Raw genomic sequence first — 26,512 nt, forward strand, 5'->3', positions numbered from 1 at the left:
TATCAGTTGATAATGTAAAGGAACACGCAGGGGATGACGATCCTTTCCCCCTTGATGTCCTCGGGGATGGGACCGAATTCTTTCGAGATGGTGACGGAATCCAGGCAGGAGGAATCAAGCGAGGCGGTTCCCAGGGAGTCCACGATCTGGACGTGCTGAACCTCCCCGGCGCGGTTCAGCACGAAAAAGAGGCGCACCTCCTGGTTGGGTATCGCCATGATGCGCAGCCGCCCCGGCGTGTAGGTGCCCGTTATCGGGTCAAACCCGCTGATCACGGAATTGGCGAGCATGGGCGGGAACCAGTTCGAACCGATCCTGTCCATCATTGCCTTGAAGTACCTGAAATGGGGGTACTTCTTCGTATTGAACGAGAAACTGCCGCTGTTGGTGAAGAAGAGCGCGTTGTCGCGGGAGTAGCCCAGCTTGTCGGGAACGCGCGTGAGATCGGTCGAGCCCTCGTCACCCAGCACCCCGCCCCGCGTTACCGGGGCAATCGATATCTGAACCTCGCTGTCTTCGCCGGTGAGGGCCTCGGAAAGGTCCTGCGAGGACGCCCTGCCCATCGTGCCCGATTTACCCCTGCCGCGCTGGAGGACGAAGTCCCTTGAATTGTTGAGCCAGGTGTCTCCCTGGTTAAGGCTCATGTATCCCTTTGCCGAAGAATCCTTCTCGCCAAGCATCGTGGTATCGTTCACGACCTGCTGCTCGTCCTCGTTTATGTTGGCGATGATCTGGCGCCCGCCAAAGAGCTGGCTCGCCGCGTGGTGTTTCGCCAGCTCGTCGAGCCTCTGGTGATAGTCCGGGAGAACGACCGCGAGGATTCCCATCGCGTGCAGGCACATCGACACCAGGACGACGAGCGTGAATTTTATTTCGACCGGTCTCTCCATTTCCTCACTTCCGATTTCCTCGATTCCTCGCATACGCCGTAGAGCCGTTCGAGCACCCCGCTATGCGCCCGGCTCAGGACCGCACCCCTGCGCCCCATGATCACGCCACAGGTATTCAGCGTGGTCTGGAGGGGCTCGCCCTCCGAGAGCTGGTTGTTCATGAACCAGGCGAACGAGGGTACGTAGCGCGGCGCCATGTACCCGGCGTGCACCAGCATGCACCCCACGCCGATCGAGCTCCCGGTGTTTATAAGGGTGCCGATGCTCGTCCGCGTGAAATCGCCTATAAAGCAGCCCACCTTCAGTTTCTCGGTCTGGATGCGCCTTCCCTGGAGATTGACCTTCACGGTGGAATAGCTGTTCTTGAGATCGCTGTTCGTGGTGAGCGCGCCCAAATTGACCCATTCTCCCACGTAGGAATGCCCCAGGAATCCGTCATGGTACTTGTTGCATCGAGCATGCATAATGCACTGCTCCACTTCACCCCCGACCCGGCAGGCGTCCCCGATCGTGGTCCCCCCGCGCAGCCTGGCGCCGAGTATCACGCAATCACGCCCGATGCTGCAGGGACCCTCGATACGGGTGAACGCATGAATCCTGGTTCCAGCCCCGATGATCACTGGACCGGAACCCGCATCGATGAACGTCATCGGGTCGATTTGGACCCCCTCAGCTATGTAGATTTGACCGGGATCGCCCGTGATTGTTACACCCGGGGGGACCGGGGCGCGATACAGTCCCGACCCCCGGACCTGCGCCGCGTCTCGCGTGATGAGCGCGGGATTCTCGTCCACGAGCGTCCAGATATAGTCGATAAGTTTAAGCCGGGGATTCGCCGCTTCGACGCATCCCTTCGCGTTCAGCAGACGCCGGCCGAGGACAGGCGTATCGGCCCCCAGCCCTGCCGGAACGACGTTGGCCGCGAGAACGGCGCCGTTGCTTTTTACGATCGTGTTTTCGGGGATCGAAAATACCCAGGGGTCGGGTATGAGCGCGCAATTGAGAAACAGCACCGATTCCCGCGACGCGATGATTGAGGGCTCGTTGATGCGGCAGGAGGGCAGCAATTCCCTTGCAAGCGGGACGAGCTCTTCCCTGGTATAATACCAGGTTTCGGAGCCGGGAGCGTTCCCCGCGATACACGCGTCCCAGCGCTCGCGCAGGGAAAAACAGCCGGCGCGGAGCTCCCATATCGGCCGCGTAAGGCTGAGCGGATAAAAATTGTCGTGGTTCCCGTCTTCGAATAACACGATGTGCATGGTTCGCTCTCCCTCCCCGCTTCTTACGATCGGGTGCTAGTATACCCCGCCGCCCCGCCGGCTCAAGCCGGTTTTTTCGCCGGGGCGCGAATTTTCAAGCGCACAAAACAAAGGGGCCGCCCCCCGGGCGGCCCCTTTGCGAATGCCCTGCTTTACGATTACTTGTTCGCTTCTTCCTCGAGCATCTTCTTGCGCTCCTCGACCACCTTCTCGGCTATCTTGCCCGAGATGGGATCGTAATGGGAAAAGCGCATCTCGAAGGTGGCCTTGCCGGATGTCATGGCGCGCAAGTCGATCGAGTAGCGCAGCATCTCCGCCAGCGGCACCTGGGCCTTGACAACCGACACGCCCGCGTCGCTCTCGTCCTTGGTGCCCATGCCCAGGACACGTCCCCTTCTGCCGTTGATGTCGTTCAGGATATCGCCCATGAAATCCTTGTCCACGAACACGTCCACCTCCATGACGGGCTCAAGGAGAATGGGCCCCGCCGATTCCATCGCCTTCTTCAGAGCGCTGCGGGCCGCGATCTTGAACGACATTTCGGACGAGTCCACGTCGTGGTACGATCCAAAGAACAAGTCCACGCGCACGTCGACCACGGGGAAGCGTCCCAGCACCCCTTCCTCCATGCCTTCTTTGAAACCCTTTTCGCAGCCGGGTATATATTGCTTGGGAATGACGCCGCCCACGATCGAGTTCAGGAACTCGAACCCGCCCCCGCGCGGAAGCGGCTCCACGCGGATGCTCACGTCGCCGTACTGCCCGTGGCCGCCGGTTTGTTTCTTATGCTTGTACTGTGCCTCTGCTTTCCTCGTAATGGTTTCGCGGTAGGCGACCCGCGGCTCCTCGGTGAGCACTTCGAGTTTGTTCTTTTCACGGAGCGTTTTCAGGATGATATCGAGCTGCATCTCGCCCATCCCGGACAGGACCGTTTGATGTGTTTCCGGGTTGAACTGGTAGGTGATGGTCGGGTTCTCGTCGGTGATCTTCTGGAGTATCTGACCTATCTTGTCCTCGTCGCCCTTCTTTCCCGCCTCGATCGCATACGGGAACACGGGATGCGGAAGGGTGATGATGTCAAGCTCGACCTGGGTCTTGGGATCGCACAGGGTGTCAAGCGTGTTCGTCCGTTCCAGCTTGACCGCGACGCCGATATCGCCGCAGGTGATCTTGGGCATGTCGACCTGCTTGCTCCCGATCATCGAGTAGAGTTTGCCGATGCGCTCGCGCGAGTTCCTGTGCGCGTTCAGCAGCTCGGTATCGGGAAGGAGCTCCCCGGAGATGACCTTGAAATAGTTGAAACGGCCCGCGTACTGGTCGATATACGTTTTCCACACGATCGCGGAGACCGGCTGGTCCGGCTTCATGACCACGGATTTCGCCGTTTTCACGTCGCCCATGGCGTGGCCTTTGAACTCGGTGCCTTCCTTCGGGGCGGGAACGAAATCCCTGATCACATTAAGCAGGTTCTTGATGCCCACGAGCTTCTGGGGAGAGCCGCAGATCACGGGATGGAGCTTCGCCTCGCTGAGCATGGTCTTGAGCCCGCGGCGAATCTCGTCGACCGTAAGGGTCTGACCATCGAGGAATTTCTCGATGAGGGCGTCCTCGCCCTCCGCGGCCTGTTCGACAAGCACGGTCTGCTGCAGTTCGGCATTTTCCTTGAATTCGGCGGGGATGTCGGTGACGGCGATCGTTTTGCCGTCCGGTTTTGGTATCATCGCCTTCATGGCGATGAGGTCGATTATGCCCTTGAGGTTTTCGGCCTCCCCGATGGGAAGGCACAGGGGGGCGACCTTTGCGTTGAGGTCGGTGCTCAGGTTCCCGATCACCTTCTCGAAGCTCGCGCGCTCCTTGTCCATGCGGTTGATGAAGATAATGCGCGGAATCTTCATTTCGTTCAGGTACCGCCATACCTTTTCGGTTTCGATTTGCACGCCGTCCACCGCATCCACCACCAGGATCGCGGCCTCGGCGGCCTGGAGGGCGGCCCGCGCCTCGCCTATGAAATCGGACATGCCGGGTGTGTCAATGATATTGATCTTCACGTCGTCCATCTCGACGAATCCCAGGGCGCTGCGGATGGACATCTGCCTGTTTTTTTCCTCGTCGTCGTAGTCGGAGGTGAGCGTTCCGTCCTTGGGGCTTCCAATCTTGTCGATTTTTCCGCCAATAAGCAGCATCGCGTCGAAGAGCGTCGATTTGCCGGTACTGCCGTGGCCGATTATGGCCACATTGCGTATGTCCTTCGTTTTATACTCTTTGAGCATTCTCCAGACCTCCGGTTGCAATCCATATTAGTACGGTCCGCGGACGCGAACACGCATCCGGCGGAGGCGAAATTCCATATCACCATAATCGGGGTTTGTTTTTTGTAAAGAATTTTTGCGGGGCGCGGCGTATAAATCGGCCGTCCGGCTGGTTTTTTTAGCGATCCAGCTCGCGCTCCATCCGGGGCTCGAACATGATAACGCGGTTTTTGCCCTGCTGTTTCGCGAGGTAAAGCGCGTAGTCGGTCTTCTTGATGAGCTCATCCATGAGCTGCTCGTTCGCGATCTTTCCGCGGCCCTCGCCCGAGAACGAGTAGGGACACAACCCCACGCTCGCGGTGAGACTGATGGACGCGTCGCCGAATATCATCTTTTCCGCATTGATCGCCTCGCGAATGCGCTCGGCGACGACACGCGAGCCCTCCCGGTCCGTTTTAGGAAGGAATATGAGGAATTCCTCGCCCCCGTAGCGGCCGATCAGGTCGTATTCGCGGCAGCTGTCCTTGATGCGCTTCGCGAACTCGACCAGCGCCAGGTCGCCGGCGAGCTGGCCGTGGGCTTCGTTGATGGCCTTGAAGTCGTCGGCGTCCACGAGGACGGTCGCGAAGGGCGAATTCTCGCGCGAGGAGCGGCTTATCTCGCGGAGGATCTCGTCGAAGAGGGCGCGGCGATTCAGTATCCTGGTGAGCGGATCCTCCTTCGCGAGCTTCATGAGCTTTTTCTGGTTGTTGATGAGCTTGTTCTCGAGCTCGATAATGCGGATTCCCGCGCGCACGCGGGCTGCGAGCTCTTCTTCCTCGAACGGCTTCGTGATGTAGTCGTCGGCGCCGGCGTCCAACGCCTCGACGATGTCCTTCTTGCGCGTCTTCGAGGTGATGACGATCATGTAGACGTAGCGCGGCAGCCTGAGCTTCCGCACGCGCCGGCACAGGGCGAGTCCGTCCATTCCCGGCCCGGGGAGCACCCAGTCGGTCACCACGATGCGTATCCTTTCTTCGGCGATGGTGCGCAGGGCATCGTCCCCCTGCGCGCGTATCAGAACCTCGAAGCCCTGCTTGGTGAAGAGCTTCCTGAGCGCGTTCTGCAGAAACTGGTCTTCCTCGACGATGAGTACCTTCATGGCGCCACCTGTCCGCTGGATTGGTGTCGTATCGGAACACGGAAAGGCATCGAAATCAAATATATTTTATCGGACTCCGATAAAAATTTTGCCGTCCGGAAGGGTAGAGACGCGATTAATCGCGTCTCTACCCTTCCGGACGAACCTCGATTTTTATTGACTTTCGCCGTTTTCCTGGTATGATTTATACTATCACTTTGGATTCAGTCTCGCCGCGCGCCTGTCCGGTCCGCGCGGAACTATCAGCGGCAATATCGATCAATAACTAACGTCACTCTCTAAGGGGGATTTGCATGAAACGATTTGTGCTTTTCACCGCCCTGGCGGGCATTGCGCTCCTGCTCGCCCCGGTGCCGGCGTTCCCCGTCGCCTACGAGGCCTCCACGCTGCATAACGCGGTGGCCCGCAGCGAGACGGTGCAGGACCTGTTCTTTGAACGGTGGGACAAAATCCAGGAGAAGGAGCTCTACTTCGACTGGTACGGCAAGCTCAACTGGGTGAACGATTTCAAGATCAACACCGTGAACGCGGGCTCGGGCGCAAAGGAAACCGTCCCCATGACCCTGGTGCGCGCCTACGGAAGCCTGACCCTCAACTACCCCATCCTGGGCGGTTACGAGGGCAAGGACATGAGCGAGCGCCTCTCGGGAAAGGCAAAAAAGGAGAAAGAGGACGAGGAAAAGGGCTCGGGGCCGATGGGCCTCTGGAAACCCAATAACCTCATCGTGGGGCTCACCATGACGGGCTTCCACTACGGCCTCACGCGCAAGGCCGAGATCGACCGCGGAGCCGCGGGGAACGAGTCGGTAACCGATTACAAGTATGCGCAGTTCTTCGACGATATCTTCGCCGCGTCGCTCCTGTATCGGCCCTATTTCTTCATTCATGCCGGGGTCATCATCAATAACCAGATAGAGCCAAACGACGACGGCACCATGGACTACACGAACTCAACGGACCATTCTCTCCGCTATTTCGTGGCATCCAATCTGCTCTCGTTCCTCAACCTGAACGCGACCACGACGAAGGACAAGCTTGAAGCGATCGCCGTGGGCGTGAAGGTGAATTCTCTTGTGGGCTCCTTCGTTAAAATATCGCCTTACGTACCCGTGTTCACCGTCACCTTCAAGCGGCTCAATCTCTACAACGACGAGCCCTTTGACGCGGTATGGGTGAAAAGCGCAGCCGGCAAGAGCTCGGTCATGGACGACAGCCTGAAAGAGCAGGCCGCGCTCGATACGCTCTCCTTCCTCTTGACCGAGAACCTGTTCGGCCACATATTCCTATCGGGTTACGTCGAGCTGCAGAGGCCTACGGAGAAGCTTATCTCCAAACGCACAAACGAGGAGGTCGCTTTCGCGCTGATGCGCGAATGGTACGCGTCCATAGGATACAACTTCCTGGGCAAACGCGCCGACCGCGAGGGACGGGACCTGATCCTGGCAGTGGGCGTGAGCTCGCTCTGGGACGTCGCCATACCGGTGCACAGGGAGCGGGGATCCGGCTATGATTTGATGGGCGGATTCGCGTCGTTGAATTTCTCATCGCCCGTCGTGGGCGCCGAGATCAAGGGCGCATATAACTATGCCCCCGAGCTTCGCAAACTCGTTGAAATTGCCGACAAGTTCATGATCGAAGGCAGTTTCTACGTGAGCTTTTAATAAGGAGGAATGAACATGAAAACACGAACGATTTTTACCAGGACGCTCCCCCTCCTTATCGCAGGCTTCGCGGTCTGGATGTCAGGGTGCTCCTATGTGGTCGACGCCATAGAGGGCGCGATCATGAACAGGTCGAGTTTTACGATAGAGGCGAGTTACAGCGGGGGATTCGTGGATATCGCCTGGGATGAATCGGATACCAGTGACGATTTCGCAGGTTGGGAGATTTACATGACCACGGATCCGGATGATGAGTATTCGGGGTATGCAACAGTCGCCGCGAAATATGATTTGGGATCGCCCGGAATTCCGGGCATGATTTTCGCTACACCCGGCGCGCTCGGTATTGGAACGACCGGTACGTATTCTGTCAATGTTTCCACATTGACGTATACCGGAGTTTATTTTTTCCGGGTAGGGAAAATTCACTGGGACGAAGATGACCCGGCCAAGCGTGATCCGGATACAGAGCTTTATTATGAAAGCGCTACGAATATCGACGCCATAAGCGGCGGGGCGCGGGTGGAAATTCCGTAATCCAGAACCGCCCGAAACGAAGGCGCGCAAACGTTTGCGCGCCTTCGTTTCGGGAGAATATGCCACATTATTCCAATCGACGGCCGCATGGGGACATGCCGCCGCTTTTATTTTCGGGGCATTCGGACAGGATTTGTGGACTGGATTCACCGGGTTCGTGCATGTCCGTGTTCCCCGGGCGCGTGCGACGTTGAGACGCGGCATGATTCCGCCAAATGCGGATTATTCATATTCGTGCGAACCCACGGGGCAATCGTATATCGACGCCCGTGTTTGCTCGCGTATGGACTGATTCGACGTACGGTTTCGCATGGGTATTGGTGGGGTGCAACGTGGGGTGCGTATCGTAGGGGCGCGATTAATCGCGCCCCTACGATACGCACCCCACGCGCCATTTCACGAACCGGGCCCTGGTTCGATATTAATTTTCGATTGACCTTATGTCGGCTGAATGCTGTAATATCGTTCGTCCCTTCTCCCAGGAGGCTCGCGATGAAACCATTCCCGGCCGCGATCGCGACGGCTTCTCTCGCCGCATTGCTCACCTGTGTCAACCCGGCATCGGTGGACACTCCGGACAATCTCTGCAGCGGAATTCATGCGAGGGACGTGGCCGGTACCTGTCACGGGGCTCATAACATAGTCCCCGCCGGATATTGCACCGAGGCCAATTGCCACGCGAGCGACCTCAAAGGCGGGAACACGGGCGCGCCCTCCTGCTACCGGTGCCATGGGCCGTACTGGGAGATACTGGCACTGCATACTAAGAGCGCGTTTGGCCAAAGGCATTACAAGGACCTCTGCACTGCCGCCTCTTTCGTGACCTCCTGCGGAGACACCGTCACCTGTCACGGAAACACCCTGGCCGGGCTTAACGGCTACCTGAAGTCGCCCGCGTGCGATTCCTGCCACTTCATGCCGACCGCCGATGGCGCGAATTGCGAGATAATCTCCGCACACACCCAGAAAATCGACGGGAAGCCACACGGCGCCGACGTATGCAATTCGCTCCTGACCTGCCAAGACGCTTATTGCCATGGGGGGAGCCTGATGGGTGCCACGAATCCGGCAGACGCGACCCACCCCTTCGTCGGAAAAAGCTGTAACAGGTGTCACGGTATTCCAGGAGGTGCCGGTTGTGGTGATTAAAAACATGAACAAACGAACATTCCTGATTCCGGCACTCCTCCTGTCCTGCACCCTCGCATGTGTCCTCTTTACCTGTTCATCGGCGCAGAAGCTGGATTCGTTTACAGAGACATGCGCCCACTGTCACGGCGACCGCCTGCAGGGGGTGCATAATACCGTGGTGGCGTGCGGTGACTGCCATGACTTGAGTATCGGACCCCTGTCCCCCGACAAGATGAAGGACAAGATCAAGCGCGAGGCCGTGCTCTCCGAACCGCATATACACAAGACGAAGAACATGTTCCGGTCGACGCCTTCATGCTTCAATTGCCACCGCAGGGGCGATTTCTAAGGAGAGTATACCCACTATGAAAAAGCTGATCCTTGCAGCGCTCTGCATCCTGCCCGCCGGCCCGGCATTCGCCGGCGGCGTCGTGAACAATATCTTCTTCCTGCCTACGGGCGAGACGGCGGGCTCGGGTATTTTGCTTCTCGACGTGGGTCACCGCTATTTCGACCCGATCAAGCACACCACCAACGTCAACATCACGCTCGGCTACGGGATCACCGACTGGTGGGACGTCTATGCCGCGCGCTCGTTCAAGAACATGGACATCGTGGGCACCACGAAGATCAACATCCTTGACGACAGGAAGCCCAAGGGCGCGCCCTTCTCGCTGGCGATTCTCGCGGGCGGCGGCTATAAGGAGGATTCGCAGGACGTGCTGCAAAGCGCGGACCAGCCTTCGGGCTATGCGCAGGTAATCATCCAGTTGCATCTTTTCAGTAACCGCGTGAGCGTGGGCGTGGTCCCCACGTATGCCTGGAACACGAACTTTTATAATTTCGACAGCCAGTACGACCAGTCGGCGGGGTGCGGCGGATTTTTCGAAGCGTACGTGACGGACAGGATATCCGTGTGCGGCGAGCTCATCGCGAACCTGTACGGCTTCGGGTTCAAGTACATGGCGTACAACGCGGGCCTTAAGTACGCGGGCTACCGGCACACCTTCTCACTCTGGGTGGGGAACTGCGCCGGGTACTCGCCGGCGGAATACATCGTGGGAAGCGTCGAGAAGAATCCCAAGGTGGGCGGCGCATTCACGAGGGAATTCGATTTGTAGACCATGGGAACCGTCGCGTTGTCGTAGAGACGTCCCGCCGGGACGTCTCTACGACAACGCGACGACGCCACGTCCCCCATTCACCGCATCGCAAGCGTAACGTCGATCATTTCGTCCATGGAATCGTATCCACCCAGATCCTCGGTGGTCGCGGATTCGCTTTTCCCCGCAACCTGAACCCTGGTAAAAACCTCCGCATAGGTGCCCTCGACCTGGGCGGCGATAAGTCCGCTCACGGAATTCTGCATCGGCGCCGGTGAATCGAACAACCCGGCCGCGAGCGCGACGACGAGAACGGCCGCCGCGAGACCTGTTACGCCCGATGCCCCCTCGATAACGAACCTTTTCCTCCTGCGCACGAGCACCGCGCGCGCTATATCGGCGCTCCAGGCCTCGCTTTCACCGCGCTTCCGGATTTCCCGGGCGAACAGCGCCTCGCTGTCTTTCTCTTTCATTTCACGAACCTCCCCCCATGCCCATGCGCGCCAGGAGCTCCCTCCCGCGCGACATGCGCGACTTCACCGTCCCCGCCCTGATACCCAGCCTCTCACTTATTTCTCGCTCCCCGCATCCCGCCGCGGCCAGCTCCATCACGGTTCGGTACTTCTCGGGGAGTGCGCGTATCTGCGCCGCGAATTCCTCAAGGGCAATTTTCTCCTCGGCGCGCTCCATTTCGGTCACGCGCCCGGCAAGGGCGATCCCCGCACGGCGCGATTTCTCCTCCTCGCGGGCGAGCCGCCCGCCCATGCGCAGCGACTCGTTCTTCGCGATCTCGTAAAGCCATGTGCCTATCTGCGCATCGCCCCTGAACGCGCCGCGCACGAGCCGCGTGTACGCGCGCAGGTAGGTTTCCTGCACCACATCGTCGATCGCGTGATGGAAACGCGGCGGGAGGTGCCTCTCCACGGCAGAGAGCACCACCCGCTTTGTATCCGTAACTATGCGCGCGAACTCATTTTCAGTCATGCGTCATACCGTGCACCGATTCGTTCCCCCCGTCAAGCGCTCAATTGTCATCGCGATCGGGCGGATGATGCATCCTCATCGCTTCACGCTCCGCGCGAAGTTTGGCGCGCTGGTCGGCGGTGAGCACCTTTTCGATAGCGATATGGTGCTTGATGCGAAGGAGGCGAAGCTCGACCTGCAGGTCGGCGATCTCCTTCAATACCGCGCGTACCTGCGAGAGATCCACGTTCTCCTCAAGCAGCATCTTTTCCAGCCTTATGCGCCTGGGCTCGAGCTGTTCGCGGATAGTGAGCATCTGCTTCCTGTGCTCCGTGTTGATGGCGTCAATCTTGTTAACCTGGTCGTCCGAAAGACCGAGCTGTTCTTTAATGTACGCCGGATCCCCGAAGAAATGCCGCGGTCCCATACCCCTGCCTTCTCCCGGCCCCATGCCCATGCCGTCGCGCGGACCCATGCCGCGGCCGTCCTCGCAGTAACGCGCGTCTCCCTTCCCGCCCCCGAACCTTCCGCCCTGTCCCGGCTCGGCGTAAAGGCTGCCGGCGAACGCGAGCACCGCGAGTACCGTCATTACATACAACAATCGCGATTTCATATGCGCTTCTCCTCTCTTAAATTAACAATGAGACCCGGGATCGACCGCCCTGGTTCACTTTTTAATTTGCTGTTCCGGTTTCAGATAAAAAATGGATTGATGGAACCGCGCCCGTTCCATAGCGTTCCCGTCGACGGGGCGCGGTCCGCGAACCGGTCGCATTCAGCGAAACCGTTATCCGCATGGGCGGCGAATCGTCTACCTTTGGAGGGGCCCCATGAAGCATGTAATAATCGGAAACGGCGTGGCCGGGACGGAGGCAGCCCTCGCAATCCGCAAGTCCGACCCCGGGGCCTCCATCACCCTGGTTTCGGAATCGCCGCACCTGTACTACTACCGCCCCCGCGTGATCGAATACCTCGCCGGGGAGATCGCCCCTGAAAAGCTCTACATCTACAAACCCGACTTCTACGAAAAAAACGGGATAGAGATCGTGCTCGGGACGCGGGTGTCCGATATTCTTCCCGCCGAGAAAGCCGTGCTGGACGACAGGGGTGTGCGCCGGTCCTGGGACAGGCTCCTCGTCGCGACGGGCGCGCGCGCCTTCGTCCCGCCCATACCGGGCGCCGCGCTGGAAGGCGTGTTCTCCCTCCGGGGCATTCGCGACACTGAGCGCATCCTGGAATACGCGAAGGGCGTCGACAGGGTCGCGGTCATAGGCGGGGGGCTCTTGGGGCTCGAAGCCGCGCACAGCCTGAGCAGGCTCGGTAAGAGCGTCACCGTGATAGAGTTATTCGAGTGGCTGCTTCCCCGCCAGCTCGACGAAACGGGGGGACGCATATTAAGGGGCATGCTCGAATCCAAGGGGCTTTCCTTCGTACTGGGCGACAACGTGAGCTCTATCCAGGGTGAGGGGCGCGTCGAGAAACTGGTATTGAAATCCGGGAACGAGATTCACGCGGGTCTCGTGCTCGTCTCCGCGGGCATACGCTGCAACATCGAGCTCGCGCAGAGGGCCGGGATCGCGACCGGCAACGGGATCATCGTGGACGACCGGCTTCGCACCTCGATACCGGACATCTATGCCGCCGGCGACCCTGTGGAGCATCGCGGCAGGGTATACGGGATATGGCCCGTCGCGCGTGAGCAGGGACGCGTCGCCGGACTCAACATGGCGGGCGTCGATACCGCCTTCGAGGGGGCCGTCATGGCGAACGTGCTCAAGATCACCGGCATCGACCTCTTCTCGGCTGGCGATTTCAACAACCAGTCGTGCGACGTGTTGGTTTCCCGTGGCGAAGGCATCTACCGCAAGCTCTGCGTCGATTTAAGCAACCCGCTGGGCGCAATCGTCCTGGGGGACGCCGAGGCCGTCAAGCTCGCGCAGAAAGTGATCGAGGGGAAGGTGCCCGCGGAGGAGTTCAGGAAGATGTTCTAGCGAATCGAAGCGAGCGCGTCTTCGTCTATCGTATAGGTGAGGATGGTCCTTATGTCCATCTTGCCGGAGGCCCCTAGTATTTCTATTCCGCCGATCCTTCCCCCGGGAAGTACATCGACGTTCACTCCTTCTTTAACCTCCACGACGCCTTCGGGTCGCCGCTCATCGAATTGTATATACACTGAATCGGTCTGTTTGTCATAAAATACTTTCATCGCGACCCCTCTTGAGCGGATATGCCGTTGTGATGGTATTATAACAATTTCCGATTGCAAAGACAACATTGGCGGGGATATCGGACTCCTTACTTCGAAGGCCTATCCGCGAAAATCCGTGGCTAAAAAGATAGGCATGAGCCACGGATTGGCACGGATGAACGCGGATCAAGCACGTCGTAAAGTATTTTCAGCCCTTAAAGTACCGCTCCACCCGGTCCAGTCCTTCCTTGATATTTTCAACCGAATTCGCGTACGAAAAGCGGAGGAATCCCTCCCCGCCCGAGCCGAAATCGACGCCCGGTGTGACGCCTACCTTGGCCTTTTCCACAATGCTGAAGGCGGTCTTGTAGGAATCTTCGAACAGGTGACGCCCGTCCGCAAACACGTAAAACGCGCCCGTGGGCTCGACGTGGATCCTGAATCCGATTGCACGAAGACGGTCGATCATGTAGCGCCGCCGCTCGTTGTAAATGCCGATCATCGATTTGATCTCGGGTACCGCTTGCCGGTATGCGTCGATGCACGCCCACTGCACGAAGCTGTTCGCCGAGATCATGAAGTTCTGGTGGATGCGCTGCATGGCCGTGGAAAACTCGCGGGGGAAGATCAGGTAGCCCAACCTCCATCCGGTCATCGCGAAGAGCTTCGAGAATCCGTTCACCACGAAGGCCTTATCTGTAAATTCGAGGATGGAGCGGGCGCGCCCCTCGTAGACCAGCCCGTGATATATCTCGTCCGAAATAATATATTGATCGCCAAACTGCGCGATGTCCTCAAGGTTTTTATCGGTCATCACGATGCCGGTGGGATTGCAGGGCGAGTTCACGATAATGCCCCTGGTGCGCGGTGAAAGCACCTTCCGGATCTCGTCGGGCCGGTACTGGAAGCCGTCCTCGGGATAGGTCCGCACCTCGACGATCTTCCCGTTCACGGAGTTTATGAAGTTCGGGTAGCACGCGTAGCGCGGGTTGGAGGTGATCACCTCGTCGCCCGACTCGAGAATGGAAAGCATCATGAACAGGAACGCCGGAGATGTCCCGGAGGTGACGAGCACCTGGTCGGGAGTCACGCGAACATTGTACTCGTCGTGGTAATGCGCGCATATCGCCTCGCGGAGCTCGATGAGCCCCATTGCGTGGGTATAGTGCGTCTTGCCCGACCTGATCGCCTCGATGGCCGCCTCGCGGATCACCTCGGGCGTGTCGAAATCGGGCTCGCCCACCTCGAGATGGATGACATGCTCCCCCCTGCGCTCAAGCTCCTCCGCCCGCGCCATGACGTCCATGACGATGAAGGGAGTCACTTCCTGAGCTTTTTTCGAGATCATGAGGCCTCCATTGAAGGGGTGTACACCGGTGTAGTGCTATCCCGTGAAAATACATGCATTCTCTTCATTTATGCGCCCGCGCAAACATGGCTTGTTACGCGAGTCCCTAAAGCTTATTTACGATTTTTTACCTTCAGCACGATTGCGCCTGCAATCGCGATCGCCGCCGCGGCGACGAAATTGAGTATGTGGTTTCCGAACCCGGTGGTGATCGCGTCCTGTTCGCCCATGCCCACGAGCATGAAGCCGCCGGTCCAGCCCACCTCGAGCGTTCCGAAGCTCCCGAAGCTGTTTATGGGGAGCACGTTGGTGAGCACCGCGCCCGTCGCGCCCGCAACCGATTGCATGAAGTTAATATCGACGCCGAAGGCGTGGATCGTCACGAAGGACATTGAATACAGCGCGCCCCACACCAGCAGGCTCGTAAAGGCGAGTCCCGGGATGAAACGTTTCGTGTCGAAGCCGGAGAACTCATCTTCCACCTCGATCACCTTCGCCAGAACCTTTTTCACGATCGATTTTTCGCGCAGGCGAAGCACGGCCATCGTGCGTTCAAAGACGGAGCGCGAAAGTATGACGATCCATTTGAGGTAGAACAGGGAAACGATGGATAACGCGAGAAATCCGATCCCGACCGCAAGCAGGGCTACTGAGGTCTGCCTTCCGTAATGGATGATTATCGAGCATACGAAGAATGCGGCGACGATGATAAAATCGAATATGCGGGTGACCAGGAGCGCGTGCAGCCCGCGGGAAATATCGGCCCCCGCCAATTTCTTCAAATAGTACACGAAGGTGAGCTCGCCCGTCCTCGCGGGGAGTATCTGGTTGAAGAAATTATGGTAGCTCGTGATCGCGAAGAGCTTGAATTGCGGAACCTCGAGATCTTTGAGCAAAACGGCGAAGCGGATCGACTTGAACAGGTTCGAAAACACGTATATAACGCAGGCAAGGCCAAGGAGCCGGTAATCGGCATCGCGGAAGGTCCGCGCGGTCTCTCCCAGGTCGATGCGCCGGAGCAGAAAGTAAACGAGCCCCGCGGACAGTGCGAAAAACACTACGGTCCGGGGATTGAGAATCCGCTTCCTCCTTTCGCGGATTATTTCGTCCGCGGATTCTGGTGCGTGGTTCGTTGTAGTATCTTTCATGGGGTTATTTTATTTGAATAATTGCAGTCGTTTAATATTCGATATGGCCATGCGCGAATGAAATGCCCTACATTGAGGTTTCAAATTCCAGAAGACAAGCGATTGATTTATTGCCATCTTTACCGGGTAATTCACCTTGAACTCGGGCATTTAACGCGTTTTAAAGGCGCTGCGTCGAAATAATGACGGCCTGCGCGGCCGGCCTAGGTTTTGCGGAACAGGGCGTAGAGATTGATCGTCTCAAGGTCTTCCCGGTTTTTTTCCGCGAACTTCTTGTGGAGTTTACAGGAATCCAGATTGAGTCCCGTCCCCCTTTCGACATCAAGCAATTTAAACCCGTACCTGCCCGCAAAATCCATGTAATCATCCGACCTGAGCCTGTTCGTGAAGGAATATCCCTCCTTCGTGAGCAGCGTATTCCATACCCGGTCCGAATATTTCAGAAACTTGAAGGGCTTGTCGAAATTATAGTGATCGGCCAGGGAAATGTAATGATACATGACCCCCCGCGGTTTTAAAATCCTGTTCATCTCCCTGAAGGCGGTATCCATGTCGGTCACGTGCTCGAGCACGCCTGCGCTCACTATGATATCGACCGAGCCGTCCGGAACGTCCTTCATGTCTTCCACGGAATTAGGCGCGTAAAAAAACCTGTCTGCCCTGGGCCTGAAATCCGACTCGAAAAACCGCATCGCGTCCTTCTTCACCTTCTCCTTGAGGTACTCGATATCCTCGCTGATATTGGTCCTGTCCCAGCGAGGATACTTGTCGACCAGTATGATTTTTCTAGCCGATTTAAGCAGGAAGCCGATGCCCATGATCAGCGACGTGCCCGGACCGATCTCCAGGACTACGGAATTCTTGATTGGTATCCGCGCGCGCTTCAGCGCAGCGACGATGCGGCAGTGCATCGCGTAGCAGTAATTTCCGCTGCGCGCGTATAGTTTATTGAATAGGATGGCACGAATAGCGTCACGGAGAAACGGCACGCGGGAATACATCACCCTGATTAAAAAGTCGAACCGGTTGAACATGGACAGCAGCAATGACGATTTGATCATTTTTTCACGCATAGTACCTCTGCCAATATGTGCATCCGGCGCGTTGAAGCGCTTTATTATTCAATGCGAGACGGCCCTTTCGCAGGGGAAATGACCGTTTACTGTTTGCGCGTCTTGACGATGAGCTCGGCGATGAGCCCGAAGAAAAAGGTCTGCAGGCCGAATACCGAGAGGCCCAGCAGCAGGTTCACGTGCACCACCGGCTTGTCGTCCAGTCCCATGAAATATAGCGCAAGTTCAGTCGCGAAAAGCAAAAATGCGGGCGCTAAAAACAGGAGTCCTATTGACCCGAATATCTTCATGGGTTCCACGGACACCAGGACCATGAGTATCTGCCGCGAGACCTTGAAGGGGTACTTGAGCGATACGAAAGATTTACCGGTAATGCGCCTCTGGAAGGAGACCGAGACGTGGGCGAAACGCAATCCACGGTGGTAGGCGTCCAGGAGCACCTGCTGCGTGTAGTTGTAATTGCCGGGCAGGTAAAAGTTTTCCAGGTAGTCCTTGTTGACCGCGAATATGCCCGGCTGGCTGTCTTTAAGAGGCCACCCGGTGAGAAAGCGCATGAGCCCGGTGAACATGATGTTCCCGATCCGGCGCACGAACGGCATCTTGTAGGCGATTTTTTCGAAGCGGTTGCCGTACACCACGTCGGCCTCGTCGTCCTGGATAGGCTGTATCATGGGGAAGATGTCGTTGGGGTCGTGCTGGAGATCGGCGTCGAACTTGACGACGATGTCTGCGCCGTCCTTGCGCGCGCTTCCGAGACCGGTGCGTATCGCCGCCCCCAGTCCCCGGTTGATCTTGTGGCGCACCACTTTGTCCGCGCCCGCGGCCTGTGCGAGCTTGCCCGTATCGTCGGAAGAGCCGTCGTCGATCACGTAGACCAGGTGGTCGACGCCCATTTTCGCGAAAGGCGCCCGGACGGTCTTGAGCGCCTTGATGGTTGCCTCGATGCGTTCGGCCTCGTTGTAGGCCGGGACTATTACTATGAGCTTCGTGCGTGCTTTTCTTGCCATTATCGGTTCCCGTGAATGGAGTTTAGGTCAGATAGACAGACTATGCGCGGACGCATTTTGAAAATCAAGGAATAAATTCGTAGACCCCGCTCACGATGCCGCCCCTGGTCTCGAATTTTTCAACCTGCCGGAAATGCCCGGTCGATTCCCCCCGATCGCGTATTTCTTTAAAGAGGTGGGCCTTCCTGTCAATCGCGTTTTTATCCCCGTATTGGAGCCTGCGGACGTAAAAATCGTCCACGAACACGTACGTGACCTTTTTTTCCGCGAGCTCGGATACCAGGTCGTCGAGCTTCAGGCTCCTGAGCCGCAGCGATCCCAGGAAACGGGATTCGTCCATGTCGGAGTAATAGCGCGACACCACCGTTTCGGCGATGAGCATGCGATCGCCGGGGCGCGCGTGCGCGGAGAACCACTCGGCGGCCTTCCGGAACTCGACGCGCTTCCATCCGTAATGATCCATGGCGTTGACCCCGAACGAGACCGCCAGGAGCGCCGCCGCGGCGGCCGTACAGAACAGGAACGCCCGAGCGCGGGTCGTATCGGACCCCCCGAATTTAACGATGATAACGGCCCAGAGCGCGACGAAACAGCACGCGGCGACCGTGAGCGGGAGGCCCAGCCCCGGGACAAGTACCAGCCCCCTTCCCATCGCAAGGGCCGTTATGAGACATGCCGCGATTGCGAGGGCCCTGAATGCCGTGGCGCGCCTGATGAACATTCTTTTAATCCAGGGTGCAAGCCCGTTTTCGATGCCGTAAAACATGAAAAGCACAAGCAGCCAAAGAATGGGGGTGACATAGCGCTCCTTGGTGTTCTGGTAGATCATGTGGATGGCGAGGTAGCCGGCGAAGAAGATGAGGAGCGGCGCGTTTTCCCTGAGCCGGTTCCTCGCGATGACCGCGACGCCCCATATCGCCGATACGACCGTGAACAGGGTGAACGCGACGACGACAGGGTAATAAGCCGCCTTCACGATGGTCGAGCCCGAGAAATACGCGCCCGTCGCCATCCACGGGACGAAGCCGGCGAGGATCAGGAAACAGTCGACGATGTAGCGATAGGTCGCCGGGCCCCGCTGCGCGATTTCCTTCACGTACGGATTACCGTATTCCCCGGAGTTGACAAGGCTGAGCGCGAACCAGGCGGCCACGCCCGAAACCGCGCACAGGCCGAGCAGGATGGCGCGTAACCGGCGCCGGTTTTCGAAAAAATCGCGGTACATCGCCGCCGGGATGGCGAACACGGAATCCCATTTCACCGCCGACGCGAGAAAGGCCCCCGCGTAGGATGCCGGCGATCCCCTGAGCGCGAGAAGCACCGTCCCCGCGGTGAGGAGCGCGAGTGCCATCTCAAGCTCCGCGTTCACCGCCGTGAAGACCGAGTACACGTTCATGACAAGGTACGCGAGCGCGGCGAGCGTCATGCGCGGCGAGAGGAATCTCTTGAACACGGCGTGCGCGACCAGCAGGAAGGGAACGTACAATAACAGGTTCAGTATCATCGCCGTGAGATAGATGACGTCATGCGCGGGCAGCGGGTTGATCTTCGCGCCCAGTGCGACCAGGAGCGGGTAGATCGGCAGGATCTTGAAGTTCTTCCCGGGAAAGTCGCCCGCCATGTACTCGGCGATGCGAGGGCGAAAGTTGCCGATATAATCCTCGGAGGGCGTCTGGAAATAATTGAAATAGAGCGCGGCGTACAGCGTCCCCGCGAGGATGATGCAGGCGAGGACCAGCCGGTAGGCACGCGAACCGAATTCCAGCACGTTCATCCTACCTGAATCGCTGGACCATCTCGTCCACGATCCTGACCAGAAGTTCGGGCTCGTCGAAATGGATGTTTTTCATGCTCTTCGCCGACACGATCCGTTCTGCGCGCGGCGAGAGCTTGAGGTACCGGTCGTACGCGTCGCGCGTGATCGTTTCGATCTTGCGCGCCTGGTCGACCGGTACGCCCCAGAACATCATGTCGTCGTGGTAGAGTTTGGGCGAGTGCTCGATGACGACGAGCGGGATTTTGGGAAAGGGGCCCGCCTCGGCCAGCTTCGCGCTCCCCTCCCGGAAGCCCTTGCGGTATTCCGAAACCATCGTCTCGTAGAAGCGCGACTGGGACCAGGCCTCGACCAGGTCCTGTTTTATGACGGAAGGATACGTCCGGTAGGGCACGATCGAGAGCGCGCGCATGGCGCCCATGGCCGCGAACGCGCGTCCCATCTGGAGCCCGGGAGTCCTGTCGATGAAATTGTTGTAGACCCCGGGATCAAGCTCTTTTTTAAAGCGCTCGAAATTCAGGGGGAGCGGATCGACGAGCACCACGCCCACCACCGCGAAGGGATCCGTGCGCGCGAAATACTCCGCGTACAGCGCGCCGATATCGTGCCCCACGATCACGTACGGGGGCGTGATCCCCTCCTTTTCGAGCGCGAACTTCAGCTCATTCACGATCGCCTCGGGCGCGCGCGCGCCCTGCGCGTCGCCGCTGTGCCCGTACCCGGCACGTTCGTACAGAATCACACGCGCGCGCTTCGAAAGCGCGTCCTGCACCCCCGCCCATTCCGCGGCGGTCGATCCCAGGCCGGTCTCGATTATCACCGCCGGGCTCGCGGTGCCTTTTTCGATGATGCAGAGTTTCGTCGTCCCCGCGTCGACGAGTTTCCCATTGACGGGGAGCGCCGCGCGCCACTTCGAGGAAAGAATCGAATTTTTTACGGCGGCGTAGCCTGTGAGGAGCGCCAGCAGACCCACGACAACGGCCGCGAATATTCCGATATATTTTAACAATTTCATAAAGCTTTCTCCATCTGGACGTTTAACGATAGCCCGCCCCGCCGATACGGCGGCAGCGCCGGAAATGCACGCTTTACTTCTTTTCCGCCCCCAGGCGCCTGTATACGAGAATATGGTCCGGCGAGATCTTCTGGGCCGCGGGGACGCGGAAAAAGGGCACGTCCAGGTCGAAGCGCTTTTCCAACCGGTAGTTCAGCCGGTCGGCGAAAAGGTCGTCAAGGAATTCCGGCATGCCCGATTTGCTGTCGCGCTCCATGCGGATGGTCGTCATCCTCCCCGTATCCAGCTCGGGCTTTCTCAAGAAGCGCTGGTAATATTTGGAAGTGAGCACGAGGTAGTCGGGCCTGCGCTTCTCGATATCGCCCACATCATTTTTCACCCGGTACGAGCGGCTTCCCCCGGGAAACCGCGGCAGATACTGGAGATACGAGTAGTACTCGATGACGGCGCCTTTCGTCATGTGCGTGTTCATCCACGCCTCCGCGTCGTAGCGCACGTCTCCGAGCATCGTGGCGTTGACCGAAAGCCCCTCGTACAGCGCGAACGCGCCGACAAGGACCAGCATGACCGATACCGCTTTTTTCCCGAGGCCCGCGGTTTTCTCGAGAAGGTAATCCGCGGCAAACCCCGCGAAGACGGTTATAAACAGGCTGGTGGGAAGCGAGTAGCGGACCGAGCTCTGGCGTATAACCTGCACGAAAAATATCGAGTACGAGAGTGCCGGGAACAGATAGAACAGCTTGAGAAACAGTTCGCGCCCGTCCTTCCTGTACCGATACGCGACCAGCCCCATCCCCGCCACCGACAGCACGAACAGCGGCACCGTCATCGCGTCGAGCATCATGAACTTGATCGAGTCGCGCCACAGGGCGTAGATACCGTCGATCGCGTACGAATACTGGATGTTCCGCACCCCGCCCTCTTTCGTGAGGTGCTCGAACCGCGCGACGAAGCCGTCGGGATTGAAGAGGACGCTCTGCGCCAGGAGCGAGCTCACCACGAGCGCCCCCGCGCCGATCCACAATTTTTTACGGAGGAGGACGTCCCTGATGGACAGGGCTTTATCGGACCTCGCAACGACCTGGTAAACCACCATGAAGAGCACGAAGGGCAGGACGAAGATCGCGTACCCCTGGTCCTTTGACCCGTGCGAAAGGCTCGCGGCGACGACACACCAGACGTAATCGCGCAGGCCGTCGTATTTCACGATGCGTATCAGGAAGTAGAGCGACACCACCGCCCAGAACACGTATGGCACCTCGACCTTGGCGACGTGCGCGTAATAGTTGAGCGAAATATTGAACGAGGCGAGAAGCGCACCGATAAGCGCCGCCCGCTCGCTGAAAAGCTCGCGCGCCCCTAGGTAAAGGAAGTACACCGTGAGAAGGCCCATGGTGACCGATACCAGCCTGTCTATGAGAATGAGCCAGGTCGCGAACTCCGCGGACCTCGCGTAGGAGAGGAACTCGTAAAGCCGGAACCCGTCCGGCGAGATGTGCGCGATGAATGCGCCGATAACCACCGGGAGGTTCAGCACCGCGAGGATGAGCTGGTGGACGACCGGGTACTTGTTGAAATACCCGAAGGAAAACGCCTTGGACAGCCCGATAAGCGGGTGGTACGGCGCGAGTGAATCGGTGAGCCAGTCCTCGACGTTGGGAAGCCCCCAGGTGACGCCCACGAGGTAGATCGCCAGGTCGAGGGCGAGGATGTAGAGGATCGGTTTTTTCAAAGCCGATAAATTGAACCTTCCTGCGAGCCCTTCCAGCATATTCTTTCACCGCACCGGGATTAGTGTTCGTCCGATACCACGACGGTCCGAAACGAGTATTCTGTTTGACAATTTCGCCCCCAGGGTAAACTAAATCAAGAATAATCTTGATTTGACCACGGACGGGTACCAGTGAAAATTGCGATCATATTCCCCAAGGATTCCGAGGCGCTTTTCGACAGGAACTCCACAAGGACATTCGGCGGGGCGAACGTCCAGCTTTTCATGATCGCGCGGGAACTCGCGAATCATAAGGATATCGCCACGTTCTCGCTGATCCCGAATTACCCTGTCATTGACTTTGACGATGCGGACAAATTTTCACTCGTGAAGACCTTCAATGAGTCCGATTCGATGCCGGTGAAGGTGCTCAAGTATCACCGGGCGATAAGAAGACTGAAGCCGGATGTGATTATCCAGAGGGGGCTTACCCTGGAGTCGTGCCTGTTCGCGGTATATTGCCGGTTGTTCGGGATAAAGTTCGTGTTCATGCTGGCGCACGATGTTGAGAGCGAGGGGAGGTACCAAAAAAACCGCAGTAAATGTACTCTCTTCTTTTTGCTATTAAAATTCACAAACCTTATTATCGCGCAAAACGAATTGGAGCGGGATAATGTGAAAAAGGAGCAACCTTCCGCATGCGTCGCCATTCTCAAGAAAGGGTTGGATATCGGCAAAGTCAGGAAGTCTCGGAATAAAGACTACGACTGCATCTGGATTGCGCGTTGTGAACAATGGAAAAATCCGGAGGTCTTCCTTGATCTTGCCGCGGCGAACCCAAAGTTTCGCTTTTGCATGATTTGCTCGAAAGTGGCCGGGCACGAGGTTTATTTCGAAGAAGTACGAAAAAGGGCCCGCGGAATCAGAAACGTGACATTCTTCGAATTCGTCAAATACGACGATGTCTACACGCTGCTCGCGAAGAGCAGAGTCTTCTGCATCACCTCGTCCTTCGAGGGGGATTGGCCCATGACTGTGTTAGAGGCCACGGCGACGGGGCTGCCGGTGCTTTCATATAAATTGAATTATGGGGAATTGTTAAATAATTACGAGGCGGGGTATTATTGTGAAGGGAGCATGAAATTGATTTATTCTTATTTTACAAAATTACTTACTGACAGCAGAATGTACCACCGTAAATCGAATCGGGCCTTTTCTTACGCATACGACCTCCACAGCATCGAAAGCAACGTCGCCGCATTGATCAATTTATTAATATCTTGAAACAATGAGCAGACAGACTCTTCCGTGCCTGTAGGTTATTTCAAATACTCGATTATTCTTTTATCTGACTTGATTTTCACCGCTTTCCCGACCTCGATAAACTTTTTCATATGTTCTATTCCCGGCAGATCGATCAACAAAATGGTGCAGTCAAAGTTCAGTGCCTCGAATATAACCGTGGACGATAATCCGATCAGATACCGCGATTCCGCGAGGAGTTGGTAAAGGGGGAGTGCGTTATTGTCGATGACTTTTACGTTTACGTACTCAGATAGTCTGACCAAGCTGTCATACTGTCGCCATCTATCGTATTCACCCGGATGAAGTTTATAGACTATAGTGTAATCTTTTAAATCTTGAACATTTTGCAAGATGAAATCCGACATCTTCGGTCCCGCAATCCCCTGGGAAACCACAATGATCTGGTTTTCGTTCTTTTTGACATACCGAAATCCGTCTTTCGTTTTCTGCAAGTGGCGAAAACCATACGGTATAATTCGATCATCGGTCAGCGGCAGGTCGCACATCTCTCTCCAGAAATCATCCCATATTAAAAGCCTGTCCGGAAAATATTCCAGCGAATTTTTCGACACGGAGGGAAAATGATAGCCGAGCGCGAATTCGGAGAATATCCCATGCTGGATTTCCACGGAGGTTATACCCAAATCCCGTGCGGCCTTTATTAGTGGAGCCTCCCCATAACCTACCACAAGGTATACCGTACGTGCGCCTTTTTTTCTCAACAGTGCCCGGAGCAGTTTATGTTTTATTTTAAACCGCGATATCTCTTTACTAAAAAGTTTCAGGAAATCGATGCGTATTTTGAACGTAGAATTTATTTCATTTTGTAATCCAAGCAGGAAATTCTGGTCTGATTTTGTAATTGCGCTTGGGAAGAATATTCCAAACAGAGTCGTCATAATCAATATGATATCCAGGTGTTTTCTGTATATTTCGTCCTTAGCATAGTGTCGGTTCATATATGGACGTTCGTATACTTCGAACGCCCCGCCTTGGCTCAGTAAATCGTCAACGAAGTATTTTGTATGAATATCCACGAACTCGCTGCCAATTTTAATTTTTCTGCCATGGTCGAACACCAGCGTCTCTATTTTAGCCTTTCCACAATATGGATTGTAGAACAGTATGCTTCGTGCGAAGCTGCGGATTGCTTTGATCCTGTCCAGCGCCGAATCCTTTATCGTATGAGGGACTTCGTAGCATCCTGTCTTAATCCCTATCTCAAGGAATACCGGCACCCGTAGGGCCTGCCAGATTTTAACCCCATTGATTTCATGATCCAGCAGACCATGTTTACGCTCGAGACGCAACATCTCATCGCGTATCATCTCTATGGTGAAGCGAGTATGTTCCATTTATTCATACCTGAGCATTTCTCAAGGAATTTGGTCCATTAATGCCATGAAAATTTATCTCCACGTCACCAGTCCGGCGATCTTCTGAATAAACTTGAATATTTCTTTACGGTCGGACCAGAAGACTATAATAGCGAAAAATGTAAACAGCGCGAACTTAATCAATATAGATAGCGATAGACTCAGTTTATCTAAGAAATACAATGGTAATATAAATGGGAGCAAGGCCCCCATACATTTAAGGAAAAAACCGGCTGGCGGTGAATATATATCCGGAATTCTTCGAGTGAAAAACCATGCTGACACCGCCATCACCATATATGCCGCAACTGTAGCATATGCCGCGGTGATGGCTCCGTATACCGGGATAAAAACAGCATTTATAGCGATGTTGAGGATGGCGGCGACCAGCACTATCAATGATATATAGATCGGCTTTTTGATATAACCGAATCCCCAGCTGTAAATAAAAAAAAGAGAGTTGAACAAATATCCAACGACAATGATCGGAATCATGCCAAGTCCGGAATAGTAGTTTTGTTTTGCGAGCAACATCCCTATTTCCTTACCGAAATAGATCAGGAATAATGCAGCAATTATTATCAGCTTAAATATGCGTTTTGTATTATCAAAAAGCTTTTTGTAATCTTTACCGTCCATAAGTTCGAAATAATATGGTATCCAAGCACGAAATACCGCCATAAAGAAAACATTTAATAACATTCCTATATTATACGCAAAGCTATACAATCCAGCATCACTCGCTCCCAGGTTGGTATTTATCATTATTCTATCGATATAATTCAGTATCCGGTTGCTGAGCGCATAGGGTATCAATACAACGGCGTTGCTCACGATATAATGGATATGATCCGACTTCAATTGCCCGTTAAAATAAGGCTTAAGCTGCCAGATGTAATAAAACAGGAATAGAATTCCTACAATCAGATATGCATATATTTGTCCAAGGTATTTCTTTTCGTCGAGGAACAGTATTATTCCGATCGAGAGTGCGAAACTCGAATATGCTTGTACCGTCATACGTGCAGCTATCTTTTTACTCTGTTTTTGCGGCGCGTAAACCTGATCGTAGAAGGATGTAGCTACCGTGAATATTACGAATGGAACGATATAATAGGACAATTCGGGCGGCATTTTCAGCAAATCCGGTATCAAATAATTCAATAGATGAAATGCCGCCGAGGAAACGAGGATCGTTATGGCCGAGAGCATGATGCTGGTGCTAAAAAACGAAGTGAAATCATTACTATTTTCGTAGTAATATCTGCTGACTGCAGCGAATGTGTTAAAAGTAAAGATAATGACGAATATGCTGATGTACGAATTAAAAACATTGACGATTCCGTATTCCTCTGGCGTCAGGAGCCGCGTCATCACAGGTATCGAAATGAATGCCAGAGCGCGCGTGGCTACTTCGGCGCCGAAATAGTTGCGCGTATGATATAATATATTTATGAATCCTTTTTTCATAGGCCTAGTTTTACTAAAAAACCCTCCTTTTGTTTCCTGCTAAACAAACGAAGGGTCGATTAATTGCGCGTAATGTTTTTAAAATTTTTGGGGCTTCAGACTATCGTGTGGAATCCGGAAACAGGTCTAATCCACCTAAATGAAACAGAATTGCGGTTTTAAA

At 56.0% G+C, this 26,512-nt stretch carries 24 protein-coding genes; 7 read left to right on the plus strand and 17 right to left on the minus strand.

Translation table 11 applies throughout. The features are described from left to right. Positions 1 to 2: 2 nt before the first annotated feature. The 4 genes from EPN93_13775 to EPN93_13790 all read right to left on the minus strand — a co-directional run bounded on the left by EPN93_13775 (position 3) and on the right by EPN93_13790 (position 5,539). Positions 3 to 890: an energy transducer TonB gene (locus EPN93_13775; protein ID TAL33444.1), complete on the minus strand. Its 888-nt coding sequence runs from the start codon at positions 888 to 890 to the stop codon at positions 3 to 5. Next, complete coding sequence (locus tag EPN93_13780) at positions 869 to 2,149, minus strand: hypothetical protein (protein ID TAL33445.1); 1,281 nt, start codon at positions 2,147 to 2,149, stop codon at positions 869 to 871. Before EPN93_13780 ends, EPN93_13775 begins: the two co-directional genes overlap by 22 nt. Positions 2,150 to 2,307: 158 nt before the next feature. Next, the gene (fusA, locus tag EPN93_13785) at positions 2,308 to 4,419 is read right to left on the minus strand and encodes an elongation factor G (protein TAL33446.1); all 2,112 of its coding nucleotides are present in this window, start codon (positions 4,417 to 4,419) and stop codon (positions 2,308 to 2,310) included. Between the two features lie 157 nt (positions 4,420 to 4,576). Continuing rightward, on the minus strand, positions 4,577 to 5,539 hold the full coding sequence (locus EPN93_13790) for a diguanylate cyclase (protein TAL33447.1): 963 nt from the start codon (positions 5,537 to 5,539) through the stop codon (positions 4,577 to 4,579). 293 nt (positions 5,540 to 5,832) lie between these two features. Here EPN93_13790 and EPN93_13795 point away from each other — a divergent pair, with 293 nt between their 5' ends. The 5 genes from EPN93_13795 (at position 5,833) to EPN93_13815 (ending at position 9,989) form a co-directional block, all read left to right on the plus strand. Next, positions 5,833 to 7,200, plus strand: coding sequence for a hypothetical protein (locus EPN93_13795; GenBank protein TAL33448.1), 1,368 nt, complete (start codon positions 5,833 to 5,835; stop codon positions 7,198 to 7,200). A 15-nt stretch (positions 7,201 to 7,215) separates the two neighbouring features. Then, on the plus strand, positions 7,216 to 7,737 hold the full coding sequence (locus EPN93_13800) for a hypothetical protein (GenBank protein ID TAL33449.1): 522 nt from the start codon (positions 7,216 to 7,218) through the stop codon (positions 7,735 to 7,737). A 492-nt stretch (positions 7,738 to 8,229) separates the two neighbouring features. Further along, on the plus strand, positions 8,230 to 8,886 hold the full coding sequence (locus tag EPN93_13805; GenBank protein TAL33450.1) for a hypothetical protein: 657 nt from the start codon (positions 8,230 to 8,232) through the stop codon (positions 8,884 to 8,886). A 4-nt stretch (positions 8,887 to 8,890) separates the two neighbouring features. Further along, positions 8,891 to 9,217, plus strand: coding sequence for a hypothetical protein (locus tag EPN93_13810; GenBank protein TAL33451.1), 327 nt, complete (start codon positions 8,891 to 8,893; stop codon positions 9,215 to 9,217). A gap of 16 nt (positions 9,218 to 9,233) precedes the next feature. After that, positions 9,234 to 9,989 (plus strand): hypothetical protein, encoded by a 756-nt coding sequence (locus EPN93_13815; GenBank protein TAL33452.1) that lies wholly within the window; start codon positions 9,234 to 9,236, stop codon positions 9,987 to 9,989. An 80-nt stretch (positions 9,990 to 10,069) separates the two neighbouring features. On the opposite strand, the gene EPN93_13820 is transcribed toward EPN93_13815, so the two are convergent. The 3 genes from EPN93_13820 to EPN93_13830 are packed head-to-tail and all read right to left on the minus strand — an operon-like array spanning position 10,070 to position 11,547. Beyond that, positions 10,070 to 10,444 carry a hypothetical protein gene (locus tag EPN93_13820; GenBank protein TAL33453.1) on the minus strand — a complete coding sequence of 125 codons (375 nt, stop codon included), beginning with the start codon at positions 10,442 to 10,444 and terminating at the stop codon, positions 10,070 to 10,072. A 1-nt stretch (position 10,445) separates the two neighbouring features. Beyond that, complete coding sequence (locus tag EPN93_13825; protein TAL33454.1) at positions 10,446 to 10,955, minus strand: sigma-70 family RNA polymerase sigma factor; 510 nt, start codon at positions 10,953 to 10,955, stop codon at positions 10,446 to 10,448. A gap of 40 nt (positions 10,956 to 10,995) precedes the next feature. Further along, positions 10,996 to 11,547, minus strand: a complete 552-nt coding sequence (locus tag EPN93_13830; protein TAL33455.1) for a periplasmic heavy metal sensor — start codon at positions 11,545 to 11,547, stop codon at positions 10,996 to 10,998. 217 nt (positions 11,548 to 11,764) lie between these two features. Here EPN93_13830 and EPN93_13835 point away from each other — a divergent pair, with 217 nt between their 5' ends. Beyond that, positions 11,765 to 12,925 (plus strand): NAD(P)/FAD-dependent oxidoreductase, encoded by a 1,161-nt coding sequence (locus EPN93_13835; GenBank protein TAL33456.1) that lies wholly within the window; start codon positions 11,765 to 11,767, stop codon positions 12,923 to 12,925. Here the strand turns inward: EPN93_13835 and EPN93_13840 are convergent. The 8 genes from EPN93_13840 to EPN93_13875 form a co-directional block, all read right to left on the minus strand. After that, positions 12,922 to 13,140, minus strand: coding sequence for a DUF2283 domain-containing protein (locus tag EPN93_13840; GenBank protein ID TAL33457.1), 219 nt, complete (start codon positions 13,138 to 13,140; stop codon positions 12,922 to 12,924). The genes EPN93_13835 and EPN93_13840 overlap by 4 nt on opposite strands. A 190-nt stretch (positions 13,141 to 13,330) precedes the next feature. Further along, a complete protein-coding gene (locus tag EPN93_13845) occupies positions 13,331 to 14,470 on the minus strand; it encodes a pyridoxal phosphate-dependent aminotransferase (protein ID TAL33458.1) in 1,140 nt (379 codons plus the stop codon). A 113-nt stretch (positions 14,471 to 14,583) separates the two neighbouring features. Beyond that, positions 14,584 to 15,618: a flippase-like domain-containing protein gene (locus tag EPN93_13850; GenBank protein TAL33459.1), complete on the minus strand. Its 1,035-nt coding sequence runs from the start codon at positions 15,616 to 15,618 to the stop codon at positions 14,584 to 14,586. A gap of 203 nt (positions 15,619 to 15,821) precedes the next feature. Beyond that, a complete protein-coding gene (locus EPN93_13855; protein TAL33460.1) occupies positions 15,822 to 16,691 on the minus strand; it encodes a class I SAM-dependent methyltransferase in 870 nt (289 codons plus the stop codon). 86 nt (positions 16,692 to 16,777) lie between these two features. Beyond that, on the minus strand, positions 16,778 to 17,698 hold the full coding sequence (locus EPN93_13860; protein ID TAL33461.1) for a glycosyltransferase family 2 protein: 921 nt from the start codon (positions 17,696 to 17,698) through the stop codon (positions 16,778 to 16,780). Positions 17,699 to 17,762: 64 nt separating this feature from the next. After that, a complete protein-coding gene (locus EPN93_13865) occupies positions 17,763 to 19,472 on the minus strand; it encodes a hypothetical protein (protein TAL33462.1) in 1,710 nt (569 codons plus the stop codon). A 1-nt stretch (position 19,473) separates the two neighbouring features. Continuing rightward, positions 19,474 to 20,487 carry an alpha/beta fold hydrolase gene (locus EPN93_13870; protein TAL33463.1) on the minus strand — a complete coding sequence of 338 codons (1,014 nt, stop codon included), beginning with the start codon at positions 20,485 to 20,487 and terminating at the stop codon, positions 19,474 to 19,476. Between the two features lie 73 nt (positions 20,488 to 20,560). Then, positions 20,561 to 22,258 carry a hypothetical protein gene (locus EPN93_13875; GenBank protein ID TAL33464.1) on the minus strand — a complete coding sequence of 566 codons (1,698 nt, stop codon included), beginning with the start codon at positions 22,256 to 22,258 and terminating at the stop codon, positions 20,561 to 20,563. Between the two features lie 132 nt (positions 22,259 to 22,390). On the opposite strand from EPN93_13875, the gene EPN93_13880 reads away from it, so the two are divergent. Beyond that, positions 22,391 to 23,482, plus strand: a complete 1,092-nt coding sequence (locus EPN93_13880; GenBank protein TAL33465.1) for a glycosyltransferase — start codon at positions 22,391 to 22,393, stop codon at positions 23,480 to 23,482. Positions 23,483 to 23,517: 35 nt separating this feature from the next. Here EPN93_13880 and EPN93_13885 read toward each other — a convergent pair whose 3' ends face one another. Together EPN93_13885 and EPN93_13890 are read right to left on the minus strand one after the other, a co-directional pair. Continuing rightward, positions 23,518 to 24,858, minus strand: coding sequence for a hypothetical protein (locus tag EPN93_13885; protein ID TAL33466.1), 1,341 nt, complete (start codon positions 24,856 to 24,858; stop codon positions 23,518 to 23,520). Between the two features lie 54 nt (positions 24,859 to 24,912). Beyond that, positions 24,913 to 26,349 carry a hypothetical protein gene (locus tag EPN93_13890; protein ID TAL33467.1) on the minus strand — a complete coding sequence of 479 codons (1,437 nt, stop codon included), beginning with the start codon at positions 26,347 to 26,349 and terminating at the stop codon, positions 24,913 to 24,915. Positions 26,350 to 26,512: the final 163 nt, after the last annotated feature.

The organism is Spirochaetota bacterium, assembly GCA_004297825.1.
Classification (GTDB): Bacteria; Spirochaetota; UBA4802; order UBA4802; family UBA5368; genus FW300-bin19.

Excerpts from the sequence above, each read along its gene's own strand:
- EPN93_13835 (TAL33456.1), top strand. The coding sequence starts at position 11,765 with ATGAAGCATGTAATAATCGGAAACGGCGTGGCCGGGACGGAGGCAGCC.
- EPN93_13840 (TAL33457.1), bottom strand. The coding sequence starts at position 13,140 with ATGAAAGTATTTTATGACAAACAGACCGATTCAGTGTATATACAATTC.
- EPN93_13790 (TAL33447.1), bottom strand. The coding sequence starts at position 5,539 with ATGAAGGTACTCATCGTCGAGGAAGACCAGTTTCTGCAGAACGCGCTC.
- EPN93_13855 (TAL33460.1), bottom strand. The coding sequence starts at position 16,691 with ATGCGTGAAAAAATGATCAAATCGTCATTGCTGCTGTCCATGTTCAAC.
- EPN93_13820 (TAL33453.1), bottom strand. The coding sequence starts at position 10,444 with ATGAAAGAGAAAGACAGCGAGGCGCTGTTCGCCCGGGAAATCCGGAAG.
- EPN93_13870 (TAL33463.1), bottom strand. The coding sequence starts at position 20,487 with ATGAAATTGTTAAAATATATCGGAATATTCGCGGCCGTTGTCGTGGGT.
- EPN93_13800 (TAL33449.1), top strand. The coding sequence starts at position 7,216 with ATGAAAACACGAACGATTTTTACCAGGACGCTCCCCCTCCTTATCGCA.
- EPN93_13885 (TAL33466.1), bottom strand. The coding sequence starts at position 24,858 with ATGGAACATACTCGCTTCACCATAGAGATGATACGCGATGAGATGTTG.
- EPN93_13810 (TAL33451.1), top strand. The coding sequence starts at position 8,891 with ATGAACAAACGAACATTCCTGATTCCGGCACTCCTCCTGTCCTGCACC.
- EPN93_13805 (TAL33450.1), top strand. The coding sequence starts at position 8,230 with ATGAAACCATTCCCGGCCGCGATCGCGACGGCTTCTCTCGCCGCATTG.
- EPN93_13850 (TAL33459.1), bottom strand. The coding sequence starts at position 15,618 with ATGAAAGATACTACAACGAACCACGCACCAGAATCCGCGGACGAAATA.
- EPN93_13825 (TAL33454.1), bottom strand. The coding sequence starts at position 10,955 with ATGACTGAAAATGAGTTCGCGCGCATAGTTACGGATACAAAGCGGGTG.
- fusA (TAL33446.1), bottom strand. The coding sequence starts at position 4,419 with ATGCTCAAAGAGTATAAAACGAAGGACATACGCAATGTGGCCATAATC.
- EPN93_13830 (TAL33455.1), bottom strand. The coding sequence starts at position 11,547 with ATGAAATCGCGATTGTTGTATGTAATGACGGTACTCGCGGTGCTCGCG.
- EPN93_13845 (TAL33458.1), bottom strand. The coding sequence starts at position 14,470 with ATGATCTCGAAAAAAGCTCAGGAAGTGACTCCCTTCATCGTCATGGAC.
- EPN93_13860 (TAL33461.1), bottom strand. The coding sequence starts at position 17,698 with ATGGCAAGAAAAGCACGCACGAAGCTCATAGTAATAGTCCCGGCCTAC.
- EPN93_13815 (TAL33452.1), top strand. The coding sequence starts at position 9,234 with ATGAAAAAGCTGATCCTTGCAGCGCTCTGCATCCTGCCCGCCGGCCCG.
- EPN93_13865 (TAL33462.1), bottom strand. The coding sequence starts at position 19,472 with ATGAACGTGCTGGAATTCGGTTCGCGTGCCTACCGGCTGGTCCTCGCC.
- EPN93_13795 (TAL33448.1), top strand. The coding sequence starts at position 5,833 with ATGAAACGATTTGTGCTTTTCACCGCCCTGGCGGGCATTGCGCTCCTG.
- EPN93_13780 (TAL33445.1), bottom strand. The coding sequence starts at position 2,149 with ATGCACATCGTGTTATTCGAAGACGGGAACCACGACAATTTTTATCCG.
- EPN93_13775 (TAL33444.1), bottom strand. The coding sequence starts at position 890 with ATGGAGAGACCGGTCGAAATAAAATTCACGCTCGTCGTCCTGGTGTCG.
- EPN93_13890 (TAL33467.1), bottom strand. The coding sequence starts at position 26,349 with ATGAAAAAAGGATTCATAAATATATTATATCATACGCGCAACTATTTC.
- EPN93_13875 (TAL33464.1), bottom strand. The coding sequence starts at position 22,258 with ATGCTGGAAGGGCTCGCAGGAAGGTTCAATTTATCGGCTTTGAAAAAA.